Below are 19741 nucleotides of genomic sequence, written 5' to 3'. Positions count from 1 at the left end.
AAAAGAAGGGCCCGAAACGTGCACCGGACCCGAGCGGGGAGAGCGCAGGCCATCCGTGGCCTGCGGGACATCGGCGGATCAGAAGTTCAGATGTGCGTTGAGGTAGTACTGGCGACCGTTCTCGTAGAACGAGGTCGGGATGGCCTCGCTCTGGTAGTACTTGATGGTCGGGTTATTGAGGTTGAGCGCATCCAGGCTGAAGCTCAGCCAGTCGGTCGCCTTGTAGCTGAGCGAGGCCGACAGCGTGCCGAGGCTGTCCTGATAGTACGGGCGGGTGCCGGAAAGGCCGATCAGGAACGAGGAGCGACGGGTATAGCTGACCCGCGCACCGAACGTGTCGTTCTCGAAGTAGGCGCCCACGTTGTAGGTATTCTTCGAGGTGCCTAGCAGGTGGTCGCTGCCGTCGGCCCAGGTGAAGTCGGAGCTGCCATCGGCATACGTGTAGTTGGTATTGATGCCGAAGTACTCGCCGATCGGCTGCTGGTAGGCCAGTTCCACGCCGCGGACCTTGGCGTCGGCATTGATCGGCCGGGACACCTGGTAGGCCTCGAGCTGGTTGGTCAGCTCGCTGAACAGCATCTGCGTCTGCACGCCGTAGGCCACGTAGTCCTTCATGTCCATCGAGTACGCGGTGGCCGACAGCAGGCCGCGCGGCATGAAATACCACTCCAGACCCGCGTCGACGTTGGTCGAGATCACCGGCTTCAGGTCCGGATTGCCGCCGCCGCCGGTCTTGTTCAGGTCCGAGCCCCAGGACGAGGCGCCCAACGCGGAGTAATCCGGCAGGGTCTGCGTCTGCGACGCCGCCAGGCGCAACACCAGGTCCTGGGCCAGGTTGAACTTCAGGTTCGCGCTGGGCAGCACGCGGCTGTGCTTGTTGTCGTAGTGGCGGCGGTCCCACGCGCCGAACAGGCTGCTCACGTCGGGGCTGACCGTATCGGCAAAATAGGTGTCGATGTCCTGCTCGATCTTGATGTAGCGCAGGCCGGCGTTGCCGCTCCAGTTCTCGCCTTCGAAATTGACCTGGAAGTAGGCGGCAAGGTTTTTCTCGTCAACGCTCCATTCGGCGCCGTAGTTGTGGCGGCCGGTGGGGCCGTCGTCGTTGGACAGCCAGGTGGAGTTGCCGGTGATCGCGCTCTTCAGCGCATCCGGAGTGAAGTACCACAGGTCGCGCGGGAAGCTACCGCCGATACCTTCGGCGAAGCCGCCGGGGTAGTTGGCGGTGGCGCCGTTCTGCAGCGTCGACCAGATGTCGCCCGGCGTGGCGCCTTCGGGCGACTGCGCCTCGCGACTGTGCTTGGCGTAGCGCACGCCGTAGTTGAACGACTGCACCATGCCGGCGTTGAAGTACTGGGTGAAGTCGGCGGTGAACCAGTTTTCCTTGTCCAACGCACGAACTTCCTGATTGCCCCAGGTGCCGAAGCTGGTGACGCCGGCCGGACTGATGTCGCCGCCCACATTCCAATCCACCGGTGCACTGTTGCCGTGCGTGGTCCAGCTGGCGCCGCCACCATTGGCGGCGGTCACCTCGGCGATGAACTGGCGCGGCGTCTCGCCCACGCCCTTGGTGGTGCCGGCCTGGAACTTGGCCGACACGTTGTCGGAGAGGTTCCAGTCCGCGTCCAGGGTGTAGTACTGCGTTTTGGACGAGGCTTCGCGGTAGATCATGTCGTAGACGACATAGTTGGTACCCGGCACGCCGGCGTAAGTGGCGTTGGTCAGCACGCCGTCCTGCACGGTGTAACCCAGCTCGGGCGCCTGACTGGTGGCGAAGCTGCCGCCCCACAACATGAAGTTGCGGTTGTAGTTGTTCGCTTCCATCTTCGAGTAGAAGCCGCTCAGTCCCAGGGTCAGGTCATCGCTCGGCCGCACCTGCAGCTCGACCAGGCCACCCTTGCGGTCGCGCACCTGTTCGAACAGGGTCGAGCCGAGCAGCCCGGGCACGGACACGCCGGCCAGGTCGGGATTGCTCTGCGCCAGCGGCGAAGCCGCGTCGATCACGGCAAACCCGCCGGGAATCTCCTGCGCCTCGCGGCGCAGGTGGCGCTTCTGCTTGAACGCCTGCACCAGCATGCCGAAGGTGTTGGTGTCGTTCTTGTAGTTGAACAGCCCCGAGAACTGCGGATCGGTCTTCCCGGGCGCGTCGGCGTAGACCGCACCCACGCTGAGGTTGCCGGTGTACTGCTTTTCGAAGTCCAGCGGCTTGCGCGTGATGATGTTGACGTTGCCGGTGGTACCACCATCCTGGAAGCGGGCCTCGGAGGACTTGTGCACCTCCACCCGGCTGACCAGTTCCGACGGCAGCAGGGTGTAGCTCACGCTGCGGCCGACGTTGTTGCCCTGGCTGAGCACGAACCAGTCGGCCGAACCCACCCCATGGCCGTTGATCAGGGTCTGGGTCAGGCTCGGGCTGGTGCCGCGCAGGCTGACGCGGTCGGCCTCGTCGAAGCCGCCCTCGTCGGCGCTGGAGGAGCTGATGTTCACGCCGGGCAGGCGCTGCAGGGTGTCGGCCACGTTGTGCGCCGGCAGCTTGCCGACGTCCTCGGCGGTGACCACTTCCATGGTCGAGCTGGAGTCGCGCTTGATGTCGAGCGCCTTCTCGACCGAGCCGCGGATACCGGTGACGGTAATCGTCGACAGCTGCTTGATCCGGTCCTTCTCGGCTTGGGCATTTGAGGTCTGTGCCCCGCCCCCTTCGGCTTCGGTGGTGGTCTGGCCCGCATCCTGCGCATGCAGCGCACCGGCGAGGCAAAGGCTGGCGAGGATGCTCGCGGTCAACAGCGTTTTGCGGTGTGACATGGTCGTTCTCCCCTCAAGAAGTCCAGCGCCGTGCGATGGTTGGGGCGCTGCCTGGTTGTATGGGCTCGCGCCCGGTCGTTTGCGGTTGTCGTTAGGAACTCACCCGGGTTCAACGTGGCCGGACACCGCCATGCCGGCCGCGCCGATCACGCCGTGCTGGCCGTGCTCCATCAGTCGTACAGGAACCTGTTGCAGGAACGGGCGCATCACGCCCTTGTTGAAGAAGCGCTCGCGGAAGCTGCTGGCCAGCAGCGGCTGGCGGATCTGCGGCAGGATGCCGCCGGCCAGGAACACGCCGCCGCGCGCGCCGTAGAGCAGCACCAGGTCGCCGACGAAGCTGCCGAGCAGGCCGCAGAACACCTCCAGCGCCTCGACCGCCGCCGGATCGGTCTGCATCAGCGCGGCGTGGGTGATCGCGTTGGGCTCGACCAGCGTGGCCGGCGTGCCGCGCAGCGTGCCGATTGCGCGGTAGAGATTGCGCAGGCCGGGGCCGGACAAGGCATGCTCGAACGAAACGTGCGGGCGCTCGCGCGCGAGCAGGCGCAGGATCTCGATCTCGCGCTCGTTGCCCGGCGCCAGCGAGATCTGGCCGGCCTCGGTCGCCAGCACCGTCGCGTGCGGCTGGCCGGGCAACAACACGGCCGAGCCCAGGCCGGTGCCCGGGCCCATCACCAGCACCGGGCCGGGCTGCGCCGGCGCGCTGGTTTCGATCACCGGCAGCGTGTCGGCCTCGGTGAGGAACTGGGTGGCGAACGCCACCGCCTCGAAGTCGTTGATGACCGCTAGGCGATCCAGCGACAGGCTGTCGCGGATCTCGCGGATCGACACCGGCCAGGCCAGGTTGTCGTTGACGATGGCGTCGTCCAGCACGTAGCCGGCGCTGGCCACCACGCATTGCTCGATCGGCGCCGGCGCGTCGAGGTAGGCGACGAAGTGCTGCAGCACCGCGGTGAGGCTGGGCCATTCGGCGCAGGCGTAGCGCTGGTAGCGCAGCACGGTCACCGGGCTGGCCCCGTCCGGGCGCTGGCTGAGCAGGCCCACCCGCGCATGCGTGCCGCCGACGTCGGCGGCCAGCAGCAGGGATTCCTGCGGCAGGCGCTGCGGCGCACTCCTCGAGTTGGCGACCTCGGCCACGCGACTCCTCCCTTCCCTTGGCGCGGTATTCCAGAAACACCGGCGGGGCCGCAGTCTGGACAGCGATGACAACGTTGTCAACGCGTTTTGAAGCGATTTTCGGAAGTGATGTTTACGCGTCGCAACACAAATCGGCGCATTAGCTGTCGTGACAAATGAAAACCTAGGCTAAACGCCGCCACAGCACTATGTTTCATGGACTCTAGACACTCAGCCTGGCAATGACGCGCCGCATCAGAAGATAACGCGGGTAGGCCATTGGATGGGTCTGGCCGGTTACGAATACCCATGGTTGGGAAGGACATAAATTGACAACGTTGGCCGGCAAGGCCATAAAGCCCGCCGGGGGAGTGTCCGCGTCGGCGGCGCTCGCATTGCATCGCGTTGCCTGACAGGAGAGCCGTCCATGTCGTCCACCACGCTTGCGGCCGATCAATCCAAGCCCTCGGCACTGGGGCCGATGCTGGTGATCGGGTTGCTGTTCTTCATCTTCGGCTTCGTGACCTGGCTCAACGGCCCGTTGATCGCCTTCGTCAAGCTGGCCTTCCAGGTGGAGGACGTCTATGCCTTCCTGGTGCCGTTCGCGTTCTACATTTCCTACTTCGTCTTTTCGCTGCCCGCATCGGTGGTGCTACGCCGCACCGGCATGAAGAAGGGCATGGCGCTGGGGCTGTTCGTGATGGCGATCGGTGCGCTGGCGTTCGGCCAGTTCGCCACCATGCGGGTGTTCTCCGGCGCGCTGGTGGGGCTGTTCGTAATCGGTGCGGGCCTGTCGCTGCTGCAGACGGCCTCCAATCCCTACATCAGCATCCTCGGGCCGATCGACAGTGCGGCGCAGCGCATCGCGATCATGGGCATCTGCAACAAGTGCGCGGGGATTCTGGCGCCGATCGTGATCGGCTCGCTGGTGCTCTCGGGCATCGGCGACATCGACGCGCAGGTGCAGGCCGCCGCCACGCCGCAGGCGCGCGAAGCGTTGCTCAGCGCGTTCGCCGCCAAGATCCATGCGCCGTACCTGAGCATGGCGGTGCTGCTGGCGCTGCTGGCGGTCTGGATCCTGCGCTCGCCGCTGCCGGAGATCCGCCCGACCAGGGCCAACAGCGAGCAGGCCAGCGGAGACACCAGCATTCTGGGCTTCCCGCATCTGTGGCTGGGCGTGCTGTGCCTGTTCCTGTACGTGGGCGTGGAGGTGATGGCGGGTGATGCCATCGGCACCTACGGCGCCGGCTTCGACCTGCCGCTGGACCAGACCAAGTTCTTCACCGCGTTCACCCTGGGCGGGATGCTGCTGGGCTACGTGGTCGGCCTGCTGGTGATCCCGCGTTTCATTTCCCAGCAGCGCTACCTTGCGGTGTCGGCGGTGCTGGGCGTGCTGTTCAGCGTGTGCGCCTACCTCACCCACGGCTACCTGTCGGTGGGCTTCGTGGCGGCGCTGGGATTTGCCAACGCAATGATGTGGCCGGCGATCTTCCCGCTGGCGATCAACCGGCTGGGCCGGCATACCGAGGCCGGCTCGGCGCTGCTGGTGATGGGTATTGCCGGCGGCGCCGTGGTGCCACAGCTGTATGCGCACCTGAAGGTCCACTTCGGCTTCCAGCTGGTGTTCGCGGCACTGATGGTGCCGTGCTACCTGTACATCCTGTACTACGGCCTGCGCGGCCATCGCGTGGGCCTGCGTGACGGCGATGGCGCCCGTCCGGCGTGACTGCCCCGCCACGCCGGCGTGGCGGTGGGCTAGGATGGCGCGCCGAGTCCGCGGAGAACCCGTCGTTGCGTCACGCCACCATCAAGGATGTCGCCAAGCGCGCCGGCGTGTCGCTGAAGACCGTATCGCGGGTGATCAACCACGAGGCCTCAGTGCGCGAGGACACGCGCGAGAAGGTCGAGCGCGCGATCCAGGCGCTGGGCTATCGCCCCAACCTGTCCGCCCGCAGCCTGCGCGCGGCGCATTCCTACGCGATCGGGCTGGTCTACGACAACCCGAATGCGCACTACGTCATCAGCATGCAGAACGGCGTGCTGTCCGCCTGTCGCGAGCGCGGCTTCGGCCTGCAGATCCATCCCTGCGATTCGAGCTCGCCGGACCTGGCCGAAGAGCTGTGCGCGCTGGTGCGCCGCTCGCGCCTGGCCGGGCTGGTGCTGGCGCCGCCGATGTCCGAGCAGCCGGAACTGATCGCCACGCTGAAGGCGCACGACATCGCCTTCGTGCGCATCCTGGCCGCGCGCACCGACCCGGCCGATGGCTCGCCCTGCGTGTGGGTGGACGACCGCGATGCGGCTTACGCGATCACCGAGCACCTGGTCCAGCTCGGCCACACGCGGATCGGTTTCCTGTGGGGCGAGCCGCACCACCGCTCCAGCCCCGAGCGTTACCAGGGCTATGCGGATGCATTGAAGGATTACGGCATCGCGCCCAACAGGAAGCTGATCCTGCCCGGGCGCTACGCCTTCGACGACGGCTTCCGCGGAGCGCGCAAGCTGCTGGCGCTGAAAGATCCGCCCACCGCCATCTTCGGCAGCAACGACGAGATCGCCGCTGGCGTGCTGGCTGCGGCGCGGTCGGCCGGACTGGACGTGCCGTGGGATCTGTCGATCGCCGGCTTCGAGGACAACCCGTTTTCCAAGCAGGCCTGGCCGGCGCTGACCACGGCACGGCAATCCACCGCCGAGATCGGTCGGCATGCGGCTCTGCGGCTGATGGCCGAGCTTCAGCAGGGCGAGGCAGCGCCGGATACGGCCAACGAGGGCTTCGTGCCGGAGCTGGTGGTGCGTGGGTCGACGGCGCCGCCGCGGAAGGGCTGAGACTAGACCCGGCAGGCCCTTCGACTTCGCTTCGCTACGCTCAGGGCGAACGGGTTTCACAAGCCGTTCGCCCTGAGCGTAGGCCCAAACGGCCGAAGTCGAAGGGTCCCCCAATTTGCCGCAAACCGAGCCCCTCTCCCTCCGAGAGAAAGGTTGGGGTGAGGGCCCGACACTGCCGTACACCTCGCTCCGCCCGAACCCTCACCCGCCCTGCGGGCACCCTCTCCCGGAGGGAGAGGCAATGCACGCCGTGGCCTCGCGCTTTCCCCCGGAACATCCCATGAAATCACCCCACGACACCCTGATGTACCAGGAGGCGCACGCCGCCGCCGACGTGATCGCGCAACAATTGATCGCCAACGCCGACCTGCTGGCCGACCTCGGCGCGCGCCTGCGCGCGCGGCCGCCGCGTTGCATCGTTACCTGCGCGCGCGGCAGTTCGGACCACGCCGCCGCCTACGCCAAGTACGTGTTCGAGACGCGCCTGGGCGTGGTCACCGCGTCGGCGTCGCCATCGGTCAGTTCGATCTATGAGGCGCCGCTGCGGCTCGAGGACGGGTTGTTCATCGCCATCTCGCAGTCGGGCAAGAGCCCCGACCTGCTGCGCAGCGCCGAAGCGGCGCGCGAGGGCGGCGCGCAGCTGCTGGCGCTGGTCAACGTGGAGGATTCGCCGCTCGCCCGCATGGCCGACACGGTGATCCCGCTGCGCGCCGGCCCGGAGCACAGCGTGGCCGCCACCAAGAGTTATCTCGCCACGCTTGCGGCCGTGCTGCAGCTGACCGCCTGCTGGAGCGGCGACGAAGCGCTGCACGCCGCACTCCAGCGCCTGCCTGGCGACCTGCGCCAGGGCTGGGAGGCCGATTGGTCCGCGCTCGACACCGGCCTGCGCGACGTACGCAACCTGTTCGTGGTCGGCCGCGGCTATGGCTTCGGCGCCGCGCTGGAAGCGGCGCTGAAGTTCAAGGAAACCTGCGGCCTGCACGCCGAGGCGTTCAGCGCCGCGGAGGTCAGGCATGGCCCGATGGCGCTGGTCGGCGCGGGTTTTCCGGTGCTGGTGTTCGCCCAGGACGACGGCACGCGGGAGCACACCCTCGCCGTCGCCCGCGAATTCCGCGAGCGCGGCGCACAAGTGTGGGTGGCCGCGCCCGGCGCCGCCGGCCCGGACGCGCTGCCGCTGCCGCCGGGCGTGCCGGCAATCACCACGCCGCTGCTCGCCGTGCAAAGCTTCTACCGTGCCACCAGCGCGCTTTCACTGGCGCGCGGCTACGATCCGGACGTTCCGCCGCATTTGCGCAAGGTTACGGAGACACTGTGAATCCGACACCCCTGCTCGCCCTGGCCAACGCCCGCGTGCTGACCGACGAAGGCCTGCGCGAGGATGTCGCGGTGCTCGTGCGCGAGGGCCACGTGCTGGCGCTGGCCTCGGCCGATGACCCGCGCCTGGCGCAGGCGCAGCGCCACGACCTGGCCGGCGCGCTGTTGCTGCCCGGCTTCATCGACGTGCAGGTCAACGGCGGCGGCGGCCTGTTGTTCAACGACGCACCCACGGTCGACACCCTGCGCGGCATCGCCGCGGCGCACCGCCGCTTCGGCACCACTGGCCTGCTGCCCACCTTGATCACCGACACCGCCGCCAAGATGCGCGCGGCACTGGACGCGGTCGACGCGGCGATCGCCCAGGGCGTGCCCGGCATCCTCGGCATCCATCTGGAAGGCCCGTTCCTGGCGCCGGCGCGCAAGGGCATCCACGACGAGGCACTGTTCCGCACGCCCGACGCGGACGACCTGCTCGCGCTGACCACGCAGCGCCGCGGCGTAGTGATGCTCACCCTGGCGCCCGAACGGGTGGAACCGGCGTTCATCGCGCGCCTGGTCGCCGCCGGCGTACGCGTGGTCGCCGGCCATACCGCGGCCGACTACGCCACCACGCGCGCCGCGCTGGATGCCGGCGTATGCGGCTTCACCCACCTGTACAACGCGATGAGTCCGCTGACCAGCCGCGAACCGGGCGTGGTCGGCGCCGCGCTGGACGACGCGGCCAGCTGGTGCGGATTGATCGTCGATGGCCACCACGTGCATCCGGCGTCCTTGCGCATCGCCATCGGCGCCAAGCCGCCGGGCAAGTGCGTGCTGGTCACCGATGCGATGCCGCCGGTGGGCAGTGCGCGGCCGGACTATGTCCTCAACGGCCAGACCATCACCGCCCGCGACGGCATCTGCATGAGCGACGCTGGCGTGCTCGCCGGCAGCGCGCTGGACATGGCCGGCGCCGTACGCAACACGGTCAACCTGCTCGGCCTGCCGCTGGCCGAAGCCTCGCGCATGGCCAGCGCCTACCCGGCCGAATGGCTCGGCCTGGAACAGACCCACGGTTGCATCGCCCCGGGCCAACGTGCCGACTTCGCGGTGCTGGACGACACCCTGCACGTGCGCGAGACCTGGGTCGGCGGCACGCGCTGGCAGGCCTGAACAAGACTTCCCGGCCGGCAGCGCCGACCGGGAAGGGATGACTCAGTGCTGCCGGGCCGCAACCCTGGAGCTCGGCGGCGGCGGGTTGGCTCCGCCACTGCAGGCATAGAACGCCAGCACGCACTTGCCGAGGCCATCGATCGAGGTGGCGCTGTACATGCACGTCCAGTAGGTGGAGTCGCAGCTGGCCGGATAGGCCTGGGCGGTCTTGGCCGGGAAGAAGGTGAACACCGCGGCCAACGCGGCAACGGGCATAGCGACGGTCATGATCTTGCGCAGCATGCTTGAACTCCTTTCAGCAAGTTTCCCCTGCACGGCCGGATTAGCATGGCCCTCCAGACCCCGGCAACCGACAGGCGGACAAACCGGGAACCCTGCCTCAGTCCGGCTGCCCACCCTACGCTTTGGCGTGACGAGCTCCGGCCGGATCAGCACTGGCAACCGACAGACGGGCACACCGGCAACCATCAACTCCCGGCAGACCGTAGGGTGGGCTTCAGCCCACCATGCCGCCCATCGGAGCCGGCGGGCTGAAGCCCACCCTACGGTTCCGGCGTTGGTTCCAGCCCCACCGCGTGCAGGTCGCTGCCGGCGATGCGCAGGCTGTGCCTGAGGTAATCGCGCAGCGCCGGGCCGGGCGGCGTGGGTGCGGCGCCGCCAAGGTGACGGTGCAGCATCAGGGCGGTCAGGTAGTACTGCGCTTCCCGCGCCACCGGCTGGATGCTGCCGTGGTGGCCGGCCTCGGCATCGACCAGCAGGTTGACGTCCTTGCCTAGCAGCGTGAGACGCGCGGCGTAGCCCAGCACGCCGCGGATCGCCACGCGATGGTCCTCGCCGCCGGCGAACAACAGCAGCGGGCGGTTCATCCGTGCGGCGTGGGCCAGCGGCGATTGCGCGTGCAGGCGGCCCATCGCGACCGGGTCGTCGAGATCCAGCGACAACAGGCGCAGCCAGTCCTTGAACGGGATATACCGGGACAGCTGGAGCGCCTCGCCGCTGCGGGCAATCCAGCGCATGTCCCAGGCGAAGTCCGGCGGCGGCACCATCGCCACGCCGACCTTGAACAGCTCCGGCTGGAAAGTCACGCCGAGCAGCGTCGAATAGCCGCCGAAGGAGGCGCCGACGATGCCCACGCGCCGCGCATCGCCGACACCCTGGCCGAGCAGCCAGCGCACGCCCTCGACGATGTCCTGCTGCACGCGGCCGTTGCCGAAATCGCCCTGCGCCGCCAGCGTGTAGCGCCGGCCATAGCCGGTCGAACCGCGGAAATTGGGTTCGAACACGGCATAGCCGCGGTTGACCAGGAACTGCGCGATGCCGCTGCCGAATTCCTCCGCCTGCACGCCGTTCCATGGTCCGCCATGGACCAGCGCCACCAGCGGCAGCGTGCGTGGATCGCGTCCCGGCGGCAGCCACAGGAAGCCATGCAGGCGCATGCCGTCGGCAGCGCGCCAGGCCACCGGGAGCTGCCGCCCCATGGCGGCCTCGGGCAGCCATTGCGCCGGTTTGCCGTCGTTGCCCTTTGGCGGTTGCTCGAGGATGTCGCGCAGCTGGCCCGTGCGCGGATCGAACAGGTGCCAGCGTTCCCCCTGCAGCGAGCTGCCGAGTTCGCCGACCAGCCAGTGCGAGGCGCCGAGCGCCAGTTCCAGGCAGCGCCCGGGAAAGCGGGCACGGAGGATGCCGAGCTGGCGCTGTGCGTGCGCGTCGAGCCCATAGCTCGATGCCACCGTACCGCGGTAGCTGGCGATCCTTGGCGTGCCATCGGCCGGATCGAGCACCAGCGCGTCGAGGTCGGCCTCGCCGCGTGGGTCGACATGCACGGTGGCAAGCGTGCCGTCCGCTGCAAGCCGCAGCAGGCGTTGCAGGTCGCCGCCCAGATCGCTACGCAGCCATGGCCGGCCGGCGCCGGTCATCGGCAACAGCGAACAACGCCGCAGATGCGCACAGCGCACGGCCTCGTGCATGCGACCTTGCGCGTCCACGCGGTGGATCACCAGCGCGGTGCCCTCGACCCGCTGCAGGTAGGCCAGGCGGCCGCTGCGATCGAACGCGGCGTCGACCAGGCGATGCGCGTCCTCGTGCAACAGCGTGCGCCGTCCCTGCATGTCCACGCGCACGAAGCGCCAGCGCTCGGGCGAATCCAGCGTGGCAGGCACGCGCTCGCGCAGAAGCACGGCGGCCGGTTGCGACGGGTCGACCATCACCCACTTGCCCTGCTCGCGGCCGCCCAGCGCAGCGATGGCGCCCGACCCGCCCTGCCCGGCCACGGCCACCGCGAAGAGCTGGCGCGGCGACTGCAGCAGCAGCCAGCGGCCGTCGTGCGACCACTCGAGCTGCTGCGCATCGGTTTCGCCGAGCAGCCGCCGCGGCTCGCCGCCATCGGCCGGCAGCAGCCACAGGCTGCGATGGCCGTTCTGCTCGTGCAGGTAAGCCACCCGTCGGCCGTCCGGCGACAGCGTCACGCCCGATATCGCAGGCCGCACCAGAAAGGCGTCGCGCGGGAAGCGCGGTGCAACCGGCCTTGCACGCTCGGTCGCCACAGCGGCATGCAAGGCAGCCGCGGCGTCGGCGCGGACCGCCGCAGCCGGCAGCGCGAAGGCGGCGCACAGGATCAGCAGACATCGAGGGAGCGAAAGCATGGACACGTCTCCGTGGCACGGCATGGGATGGGTGGCACAAGCGTTTTGCCGTGCCGCCGCACGGCACAGGAAACCCCTGTAGGCGCCCGCTGGCGGGCGATGCTCTTGCCGTGGTGCCAGACCAGGAGCATCGCCCGCCAGCGGGCTCCTACAAGGGCGCGGCCGACGCGAGGGCGGACTGTCCTTCCGCTCGCCGCCCGGCCAGTTCGCACGCCGGATACAGCAGCCACAGGCTCGCCAGTGCCGGCAGGCCGATCGCGCCGCAGGCGAGCACCCAGCCCATCCGCGCCGGCATCGACAATGCGCGCCGGCGTACCAGCCACAGCGCGGCAAGCAGCGAGACGAGCATCAACCCGGCGGCGAGCAGCTTGATGCCGCGCGGCATGGGCGCCGGATGCGTGGCCTGCAGGGGATCGGGCACGGCGAACAACCCAAGCGCGCCCTGGCGGAGCGCGTACAGCGCCGGCGAGGGCCACCACGCCTGGTAGCGGAACCAGGCCGGGTAGTCGAACACGAGCGCGCGCCGCGCCACCGTGGTGACCTGGCCGTCGTCGTGGACCCAGCTGAGCGCCTGGTAGGGGGCCGCGCCGTCCATCATGTAGGCATAGCTGGTGAACGACGCCGATACCAGGTAGCCGTCGACCAGTTCGATCAGGTCCAGGTCGCGCAAGTCACCGGCGGCACCGGGAATCGGCATGCGCTGCCGCGGTGCCAGCAACGCCTCGCCGAGAACCACGTCGCGGCCGTCGAAGAAATACAGCGCGCGGTCGCTCAGCACCGCCAGGTTCTCGCCCACCGGAGTGACGCCGAGCAGCCATTCGCCGGCCGGCAGGCGGATGCGCGGCAGCACGCGGGCGCTGTCGCTGACGTAGTGGTAGAGCATGTTGCCGGCGATCAGGCTGCGGTCGCCTTTCGGCTGGCCAGGCAACCCACCGATGGCGACGGTCGGGGCCGGAAAGGCGGCATTGGCCGCGCCCACGCCAAGCGTGCCCGCCGCGCGGCCTCCCACGATGCGGTAGCCGGCCAGGCGCATGCGGTCGTGGCTGAAGGTCCAGCGCACGCCGCGCCCGGCATCGTCGAAATCGGTCGGCGCGGCGTTGGTCAATGCGCCACGCACCGGCACCGCATGCAGGTCCAGGCCGATCCCGGCCACGTCGGAAAGCGCCACCTGCTCGCGCCATAGCGGCGCCTGAGCGGCGCGGCTCACGGCGAGCCCGGCCAGCATGCGCTGCTTGGGCGACATGCGCTCGGTTTCGTTCGCGCCGCCGCGCGGTGGCGTTTCGGTGTTGTTCGGATGACTGCCCTGCATGATCCACAACATCTGCCCGCCGAACTGCAGCAGCAGGATCATCAGGTAGACGGCCATTTGCAGCGGCAGCGCCAGCAGCACGGTGGCGAGCGGCGCGCGCGGCGGCGCCGACAGATCCGGCTTGAACGAGACGATCAGCATCGCCACCAGCCAGGCCAGCGCCAGTGCCTGCACCAGCAGCGCCCACACGCCGCTGGCCTGGTTCAGCGCCACCGCGACCAGCAGCACCAGCGCCGCGGCCGAACGCTTGCGCGTGCCCAGCATGCAGCAGGCGCCGGCGAGGTAGCCGCCGGCGGCGAGCAGCCACGCGGCCAGCGGCAGCAGCCAGTGGCGATCATCGACCACGCGTGCGGTCAGCCCTGATTGATAGGCGGCCGCAAGCAGCACCGGCAAGGCCGCCGCCACCGCCAGCCAGGCCAGCCCGGCGCCAAGCAGCGAGGTCGCGATGCGCCACGGCGCGAGCGGCCGATGCAGCAGGTTGAGCCACACGTTCGGGCGGCGGTAGCTGCCCATCTGGTACAGCCCCAGCAGCACGCCGGCCAGTACGTAGATGCTGCCGAACACGCGGTAGACCAGCAGCGGCTGCTGCGCCAGGTCGACCACGCGGGCGAGGAAGGCGAGCACCAGCAGGTGCGCCGCGAACGCACCGAGCGCCCAGCCGCGGAAGCGCAGCAGCTCGGCCTTGACCAGATCGCGCATGTCGCCGCTCCTCATGCCGCCACCGGCATCGCGTGGTTCTTCGCCAGGAAGCCGTTGACCGCGCGATCCAGGCTCACCGGCATGCTCTGCACCGTGCGCGCGCCGGCGCCACGCAGAAACCCGGCAAAGCCTTCGTCCTGGTCCAGCACCAGGTAATGGTGCAGGCCGTCGATGCGCTGCACCTCCAGCAGACCCGGCACGCTGGCCGGCGGCGGGCCGGCGAACGGCATGTCGGCGATCCAGTGGGTGACGCGGCCGCAGAATTCGTCCGGCGCGGACATGTGCGCAAGGCGTCCGCGCTCGAGGATGATCAGGTTGTCGGCGACCCGCTCGATCTCCTCCATCTGGTGCGAGCAGTACACCACCGTGCACGACTCGGCGGCGCTCGAATACATCAGCGATTCGAGGAACGCGCGCTTGGCCACCACGTCCAGGCCCAGCGTGGGTTCGTCCAGCACCAGCAGTTCGGGCCCCTGGGCCAGGGTCAGCGCCAGGTTGAAGCCGGCGCGTTCGCCGCGGGAGAGCTGGCCGACCTTCTGCTGCGGCAGCACGTGGTAGTGGCCGATCACTTCGTCGAAGGCCGCCTGGTTCCAGCGCGGGTACTGGTGGCGTTGCATGGCGGTGACCGCCGAGACGCGCATCCACGAGGGCAGCGTGTGCTCTTCATTGACGAAGCCGATACGGCCGCGATCGGAGGGGGTGAGGCGCTGGCTGTCGCGGCCGAGGATGCGCGCGCTGCCGCTGCTCGGCGGCAGGAAGCCGAGCAGGATGCGGAACAGGGTCGACTTGCCGGCGCCGTTGGCGCCCACGATGGCGTGGATGTGGCCCGCGGCGATGGCCAGGTCCAGCGTGTCGAGCGCGAGCTTGTCGCCGTAGCGCCTGGTCAGCGCGCGGGTTTCGATGACGTAATCGGTATCGGCCATGATCGAGGTTCCGTCGGGGGTTCAGGCGGTTTTGCGGGACAACACCTGCAGCGCGCGGTCCAGCCGCGAAAGCGCACGTTCAGGCGGGTAATCCAGTGCGGCGACCTCATGCACGAACGCCGAGATGGCCTCGTCCATGCGCCGGTCGCGCTCCCCGTCGGAGAGCCGCTGGCGCGGGGTGGCGACGAACAGCCCCAGGCCCTGGCGCGATTCGAGCCAGCCCTCGGCGGTGAGCTCGGCGTAGGCCTTGGCCACGGTGTTGGGGTTGATCGTCAGCTGCTGCGCCAGGCCACGCACGCTGGGCAGCTGGTCGCCGGGGACGAGTTCGGCGGTGGCGATCTTCATGCGCACGCCGTCGACGATCTGCTTGCTGATCGGCCGCGCGTCGCCGGTGGCGATCTGCAGCATCAAGCCTCGGGTGCGGGGCATGGCGGTGTCCTGTCTGTACTATTCGTAGTAGTACAGTTGGACTATCGGCCTGTCAAGCCTCCACGCGAACTCCGTAGGGTGGGCTTCAGCCCACCGCCACCTAGCGGCGAGGCGACGGTGGGCTGAAGCCGACCCTACGGCCCACGCGTGTCGGGCAGGACAGCGTACGGCCCGCCCGCCGCCGCGCCGATCTGCTACGTTGCCCGCCCTGCCGTTTGCCGCTGGACGTTCCCCGATGTCGCTCCGCCCGTTGTTGCCGCTGCTCGCCACCGCCCTGCTCGCCGGTTGTGCCGGCAGCGCAACCCGCCCCGTGGCCGCGCCCGACGGTACCCGCGCCGACGTGGCGATCCTGGAAACCACCGACGTCCATGCCAACGTGCTGAGCTGGGACTACTTCAAGGCCAAGGCCGATTCCAGCGTGGGCTATGAGCGCACCGCCACGCTGATCCGCCGTGCACGCGAGGAATTTCCCAACAGTTTCCTGTTCGACAGCGGCGACACCATTCAGGGCACCGTGCTGGCCGATTACCAGGCGCTGGTCGCGCCGGTCGGCTGCGACCAGGAACTGGCCATCTACAAGGCGATGGACGCGGTCGGCTACGACGGCGGCACCGCCGGCAACCACGAGTTCAACTATGGCCTGCCGTTCCTCTCGCAGGTCACCGGCACCCCGATGGACATCGACGGCACGCGCACGCCGCGTTGCGCCGGCCCGCATTTCCCGCTGGTGCTGGCCAACGTGTTCGACGCGCAGAGCGGCCAGCCGATCTTCAAGCCGTGGACCATGGTGACCCGGACCATCGAGGCCTATACGCCCGACGGCAGCCGCATCCGAGTGCCGCTGAAGGTGGCGATGATCGGCTTCACGCCGCCGCCGATCCTGCAGTGGGACCGGCGCAACCTGCAGGGCAAGGTCACCGTCAGCGGCGTGGTCGAGGCGGCGCAGCGCTACATGCCGCAGATCGAAGCGCAGCATCCGGACCTGGTGGTGGCGATCCTGCACGGCGGCCTCAACACGGCGCCGTACACGCCGAACATGGAGAACGGCGGCTGGTACCTGGCCGGCGTGCCGGGCATCGACGTGCTGCTGCTGGGCCATTCGCATACCGAATTCCCCGGCCCGCGCTACGAGGGCATGGCCGAGGTCGACGCCAGGCGCGGCTTCGTGCGGGGCAAGCCGGCGGTGATGGGCGGCTTCTTCGGCAAGGACCTGGGCGTGATCAAGCTTGCGCTCGAGCGCACCGGCGGTCGCTGGACGATCGACCGCGCCGACACCCACAGCGAGGTACGCCCGATCTGCCCGGCGAAGGACCAGTGCGTGCCGGCCGACCCCGCGATCGCGCCGCTGGTGGCGCAGGCGCACAGGGCGACCGTGGCCTACGTGAACACGCCGATCGGCCAGAGCACGCTGCGCCTGTCCAGTTATTTCGCCGACGAGGGCGACATGAGCGCGCTGGCGGTGGTCAACGCCGCGCAGCGCGACTACGTGCAGCGCGAACTGCCCAAGCTGCACCCGGAACTGGCCGGCATACCGGTGCTCGCCGCGGCGGCCGCCTTCCGCACCGGCTTCGGCGGACCGGACGACTACACCGACGTGCCACCCGGCCCGCTGACCCTGCGCAGCGCCGCCGACCTGTACTTCTACCCCAACACCCTGGCCGCGGTGAAAGCCGATGGCGCCGGGGTCAAGGCGTGGCTGGAGAAATCCGCCGCGCGCTTCAACCGCATCGATCCGGCGAAGACCGGCGAGCAGGCGCTCATCAACACCCACGTGCCCGGCTTCAACTTCGACCAGATCCAGGGCGACCTTGCGTACGTGATCGACGTCGGCAAGCCGGTCGGCCAGCGCATCGTGTCGCTCACGTACCGGGGCAAGCCGGTGACGCCGGCACAGCCCTTCATCGTCGCCACCAACAACTACCGCGCCAGCGGCGGCGGCAACTTCCCGGGACTTGGCGGCGGCAACACCGTGCTCGCCTCGCAGGACGGCGTGCGCGAGATCGTCGCCGCCTGGCTCAAGCGCACCGGCACGCTCGACCGCGCCGACCTGCCCGGTACCTCGTGGCGCTTCGCGGTGCTGCAGACGCGCGGCCCGGTCACCTTCACCGCCGCCAGCGGCAAACAGGCGATCGCCGCCGCCGACGGCGTGCCGGGCATCCGCCAGCTGCGCGATCATGGCGACGGCACCGCGACCTACGCGATCGATCTGAAGGGCGCCGTACCGCCCAAGGTCGACGGCCAGCCCCACCATCATCGTCGCCATGCCGGCCACTGAGCCTTCTCTGCCGGTCGCCAGCGCCTTCGCTCCCGCCTGCGTGGGCAACGTCGGCGTCGGCTTCGACATCCTCGGCCACACGCTGGCGGGCGCGGGCGATACCGCCCGGGTCACGCGCATCGACGAGCCAGCGGTGCGCATCACCACCATCGACGGCGTCGTCCGCGACCTGCCGCGCGAGGCCGCACGCAACACCGCAGGTGCCGCGCTGATCGCGCTGCGCGAGGCGCTGGGGCTGCAACACGGCTTCGAGCTGACCCTGCACAAGGGCATCGCGCTGGGCTCGGGCATGGCCGGTTCGGCCGCTTCCTGCGTGGCCGCGCTGGTGGCAGCCAACACGCTGCTGGACGAACCCTTGCCCCGCGAGGCGCTGTACGGCTTCGCGATGGACGGCGAGGCGGTGGCCAGCGGCGGCCGCCACGGCGACAACGTCGGCCCGCAACTGCTTGGCGGCCTGGTGCTCGCCACCGCCACGCGGCTGGTGCGCATCCCGGTGCCGGCGGCCTGGCACTGCGCGCTGGTGCATCCGCATTGCGTGCTGGAAACGCGCCGCGCGCGGGCGGCGCTGGCGGGCAACTATGCGCTTGGCGAGTTCGTCGCGCAGAGCGCCAACCTGGCGCAGGTACTCGCCGGCTGCTGGCGTGGCGACGCGACGCTGGTGCGCGAGGGCCTGAAGGACGTGCTGGTCGAGCCGCGCCGCGCGCCGCTGGTGCCCCACTTCGCCCGCGTGCAGCAGGCCGCGCTCGACCATGGCGCGCTCGGCGCCAGCATTTCCGGCGCCGGCCCCAGCGTGTTCGGCTGGTTCGAGGAAGCGCCGGCGGCCCACGCCGCCGCCGCCGCCATGCGCGCGGCCTTCGCCGAGGCCGGACTGGACAGCGACGTGCTGGTCGGCCCCATCGACGGGCCCGCCGCGCAACCCATCGCATGAGCGCGCTGCACTACCCGAGCACGCGCGGACGGGCGCCGGCGGCATCGTTGAGCGACGCGATTGCCGCAGGCCTGGCGCCCGATGGCGGGTTGTACGTGCCCGGGCAGCTGCCGTCGATCGATCTGGCGGCGTTCGATCCCGACGGCGACCTGGCCGCCACCGCGACCACCCTGCTCGCGCCGTTCTTCGCCGGCGATGCGCTCGTCGATGCCCTGCCCGCGATCTGCACCGAGGCCTTCACCCTCGACACGCCGCTGCGTCCGCTGGCGCGCGCGGATGCCTTGCTGCTGGAGCTGTTCCATGGCCCGACCGCGGCCTTCAAGGACGTTGGCGCGCGCTTTCTCGCCGCCTGCCTTTGCCGCCTTCGCCAGGGGCAATCCGCGCCGCTGACCATCCTGGTCGCCACTTCCGGCGATACCGGCGCCGCGGTGGGCGCCGCCTTCCACGGCCAACCCGGCGTGCGCGTGGTCATCCTTTATCCGGACGACCGCGTCTCGCCGCGCCAGGCGCACCAGCTCGGCTGCTTCGGCGACAACGTGCACGCGTTGCGGGTGGCCGGCAGTTTCGACGACTGCCAGCGCATGGTGAAGACGGCGCTCAACGATGCGCGCCTGCAGCGCGAGGTGCCGCTGAGCTCCGCCAACAGCATCAGTCTCGGCCGCCTGCTGCCACAGATGAGCTACTACGCCCATGCCGCGCTCGGCTGGTGGCATGCTCATGGTCGGCCGCTCGATTTCATCATTCCCACCGGCAACCTCGGCAACGCCCAGGCTTGCCTCTGGGCGCGCGCCATGGGCCTGCCGATCGGCGAGATCCGGCTGGCCTGCAACGCCAACGCCACGCTGCCGGAGTTTTTTGCCGGCGCCGACTACCGGCCTCGCGATGCCACCGCGACCCTCGCCAACGCCATGGACGTGGGCGCGCCCAGCAATTTCGAACGGTTGCGCTGGCTCTTCCACGGCGACGACGACGCGCTGCGACGGGCGCTGCGTGCCACGAGCATCGACGACGCCACCATCCGCGCCACCCTGCTGCGCCACGCCCGCGAGCACGGCGAGGTCGTCTGCCCACACACCGCGACTGCCCTGGCGGTGCTCGAGCAGGCGCCGCGCCGCGACGGACGCGCCTGGGCGGTCGTCGCCACCGCGCATCCGGCCAAGTTCGAGCTCGTACTGGAACCCTTGCTCGGCCACTCCCTTGCGGTGCCGCCGGCGCTCGCCGCCATGCTGCAACGCCCGTCCCACGCGGCGTCCATGCCGGTCGACGACCAGGCTTTCCAACAATGGCTTCGCACGCCGTGAGCGGCGTGGCGAAACAGGCCTCGGGGGCCACCAC

14 protein-coding genes are annotated in these 19741 nt (G+C 69.5%); 7 read left to right on the top strand and 7 right to left on the bottom strand.

From position 1 onward, the window contains the following. Window positions 1–78: 78 nt before the first annotated feature. Together OSC30_RS02195 and glk are read right to left on the bottom strand one after the other, a co-directional pair. Complete coding sequence (locus OSC30_RS02195; protein WP_267170193.1) at window positions 79–2799, bottom strand: TonB-dependent receptor; 2721 nt, start codon at window positions 2797–2799, stop codon at window positions 79–81. A gap of 99 nt (window positions 2800–2898) precedes the next feature. After that, the gene (glk, locus tag OSC30_RS02190) at window positions 2899–3933 is read right to left on the bottom strand and encodes a glucokinase (RefSeq protein WP_267170192.1); all 1035 of its coding nucleotides are present in this window, start codon (window positions 3931–3933) and stop codon (window positions 2899–2901) included. 406 nt (window positions 3934–4339) lie between these two features. Here glk and OSC30_RS02185 point away from each other — a divergent pair, with 406 nt between their 5' ends. The 4 genes from OSC30_RS02185 (at window position 4340) to nagA (ending at window position 9204) form a co-directional block, all read left to right on the top strand. Beyond that, window positions 4340–5638 carry a sugar MFS transporter gene (locus OSC30_RS02185; RefSeq protein ID WP_267170191.1) on the top strand — a complete coding sequence of 433 codons (1299 nt, stop codon included), beginning with the start codon at window positions 4340–4342 and terminating at the stop codon, window positions 5636–5638. Window positions 5639–5703: 65 nt separating this feature from the next. Continuing rightward, complete coding sequence (locus tag OSC30_RS02180; RefSeq protein ID WP_267170190.1) at window positions 5704–6735, top strand: LacI family DNA-binding transcriptional regulator; 1032 nt, start codon at window positions 5704–5706, stop codon at window positions 6733–6735. A gap of 280 nt (window positions 6736–7015) precedes the next feature. Next, window positions 7016–8050 (top strand): SIS domain-containing protein, encoded by a 1035-nt coding sequence (locus OSC30_RS02175; RefSeq protein WP_267170189.1) that lies wholly within the window; start codon window positions 7016–7018, stop codon window positions 8048–8050. Further along, window positions 8047–9204 carry an N-acetylglucosamine-6-phosphate deacetylase gene (nagA, locus tag OSC30_RS02170; RefSeq protein WP_267170188.1) on the top strand — a complete coding sequence of 386 codons (1158 nt, stop codon included), beginning with the start codon at window positions 8047–8049 and terminating at the stop codon, window positions 9202–9204. The genes OSC30_RS02175 and nagA overlap by 4 nt, the downstream gene beginning before the upstream one ends. Before the next feature lie 42 nt (window positions 9205–9246). On the opposite strand, the gene OSC30_RS02165 is transcribed toward nagA, so the two are convergent. From OSC30_RS02165 to OSC30_RS02145, 5 genes are all read right to left on the bottom strand, one after another. Further along, window positions 9247–9486: a hypothetical protein gene (locus OSC30_RS02165; RefSeq protein WP_267170187.1), complete on the bottom strand. Its 240-nt coding sequence runs from the start codon at window positions 9484–9486 to the stop codon at window positions 9247–9249. A 260-nt stretch (window positions 9487–9746) separates the two neighbouring features. After that, window positions 9747–11843 carry a S9 family peptidase gene (locus OSC30_RS02160; RefSeq protein WP_267170186.1) on the bottom strand — a complete coding sequence of 699 codons (2097 nt, stop codon included), beginning with the start codon at window positions 11841–11843 and terminating at the stop codon, window positions 9747–9749. 148 nt (window positions 11844–11991) lie between these two features. Further along, window positions 11992–13851: a hypothetical protein gene (locus tag OSC30_RS02155; RefSeq protein WP_267170185.1), complete on the bottom strand. Its 1860-nt coding sequence runs from the start codon at window positions 13849–13851 to the stop codon at window positions 11992–11994. An 11-nt stretch (window positions 13852–13862) separates the two neighbouring features. Beyond that, entirely contained in the window at window positions 13863–14774 is a 912-nt protein-coding gene (locus OSC30_RS02150; RefSeq protein ID WP_267170184.1) for an ABC transporter ATP-binding protein, read from the bottom strand. 21 nt (window positions 14775–14795) lie between these two features. Further along, entirely contained in the window at window positions 14796–15203 is a 408-nt protein-coding gene (locus OSC30_RS02145; protein WP_267170183.1) for a GntR family transcriptional regulator, read from the bottom strand. Window positions 15204–15438: 235 nt separating this feature from the next. On the opposite strand from OSC30_RS02145, the gene OSC30_RS02140 reads away from it, so the two are divergent. Genes OSC30_RS02140 through thrC form a run of 3 tightly spaced genes read left to right on the top strand, consistent with a single transcriptional unit; the run spans window position 15439 to window position 19707 of the window. After that, window positions 15439–17478: a bifunctional 2',3'-cyclic-nucleotide 2'-phosphodiesterase/3'-nucleotidase gene (locus OSC30_RS02140; protein ID WP_267170182.1), complete on the top strand. Its 2040-nt coding sequence runs from the start codon at window positions 15439–15441 to the stop codon at window positions 17476–17478. After that, complete coding sequence (locus OSC30_RS02135; protein WP_267170181.1) at window positions 17465–18406, top strand: homoserine kinase; 942 nt, start codon at window positions 17465–17467, stop codon at window positions 18404–18406. Before OSC30_RS02140 ends, OSC30_RS02135 begins: the two co-directional genes overlap by 14 nt. 5 nt (window positions 18407–18411) lie before the next feature. Continuing rightward, entirely contained in the window at window positions 18412–19707 is a 1296-nt protein-coding gene (thrC, locus tag OSC30_RS02130; protein ID WP_267170476.1) for a threonine synthase, read from the top strand. Window positions 19708–19741 lie beyond the last annotated feature (34 nt).

Origin of the sequence: Frateuria hangzhouensis, from assembly GCF_026410505.1 — a bacterium.
GTDB lineage: Bacteria > Pseudomonadota > Gammaproteobacteria > Xanthomonadales > Rhodanobacteraceae > Frateuria_A > Frateuria_A hangzhouensis.
Note: the sequence above shows the minus strand (reverse complement) of the source record. Positions and strands in the feature narration are given on the sequence as shown.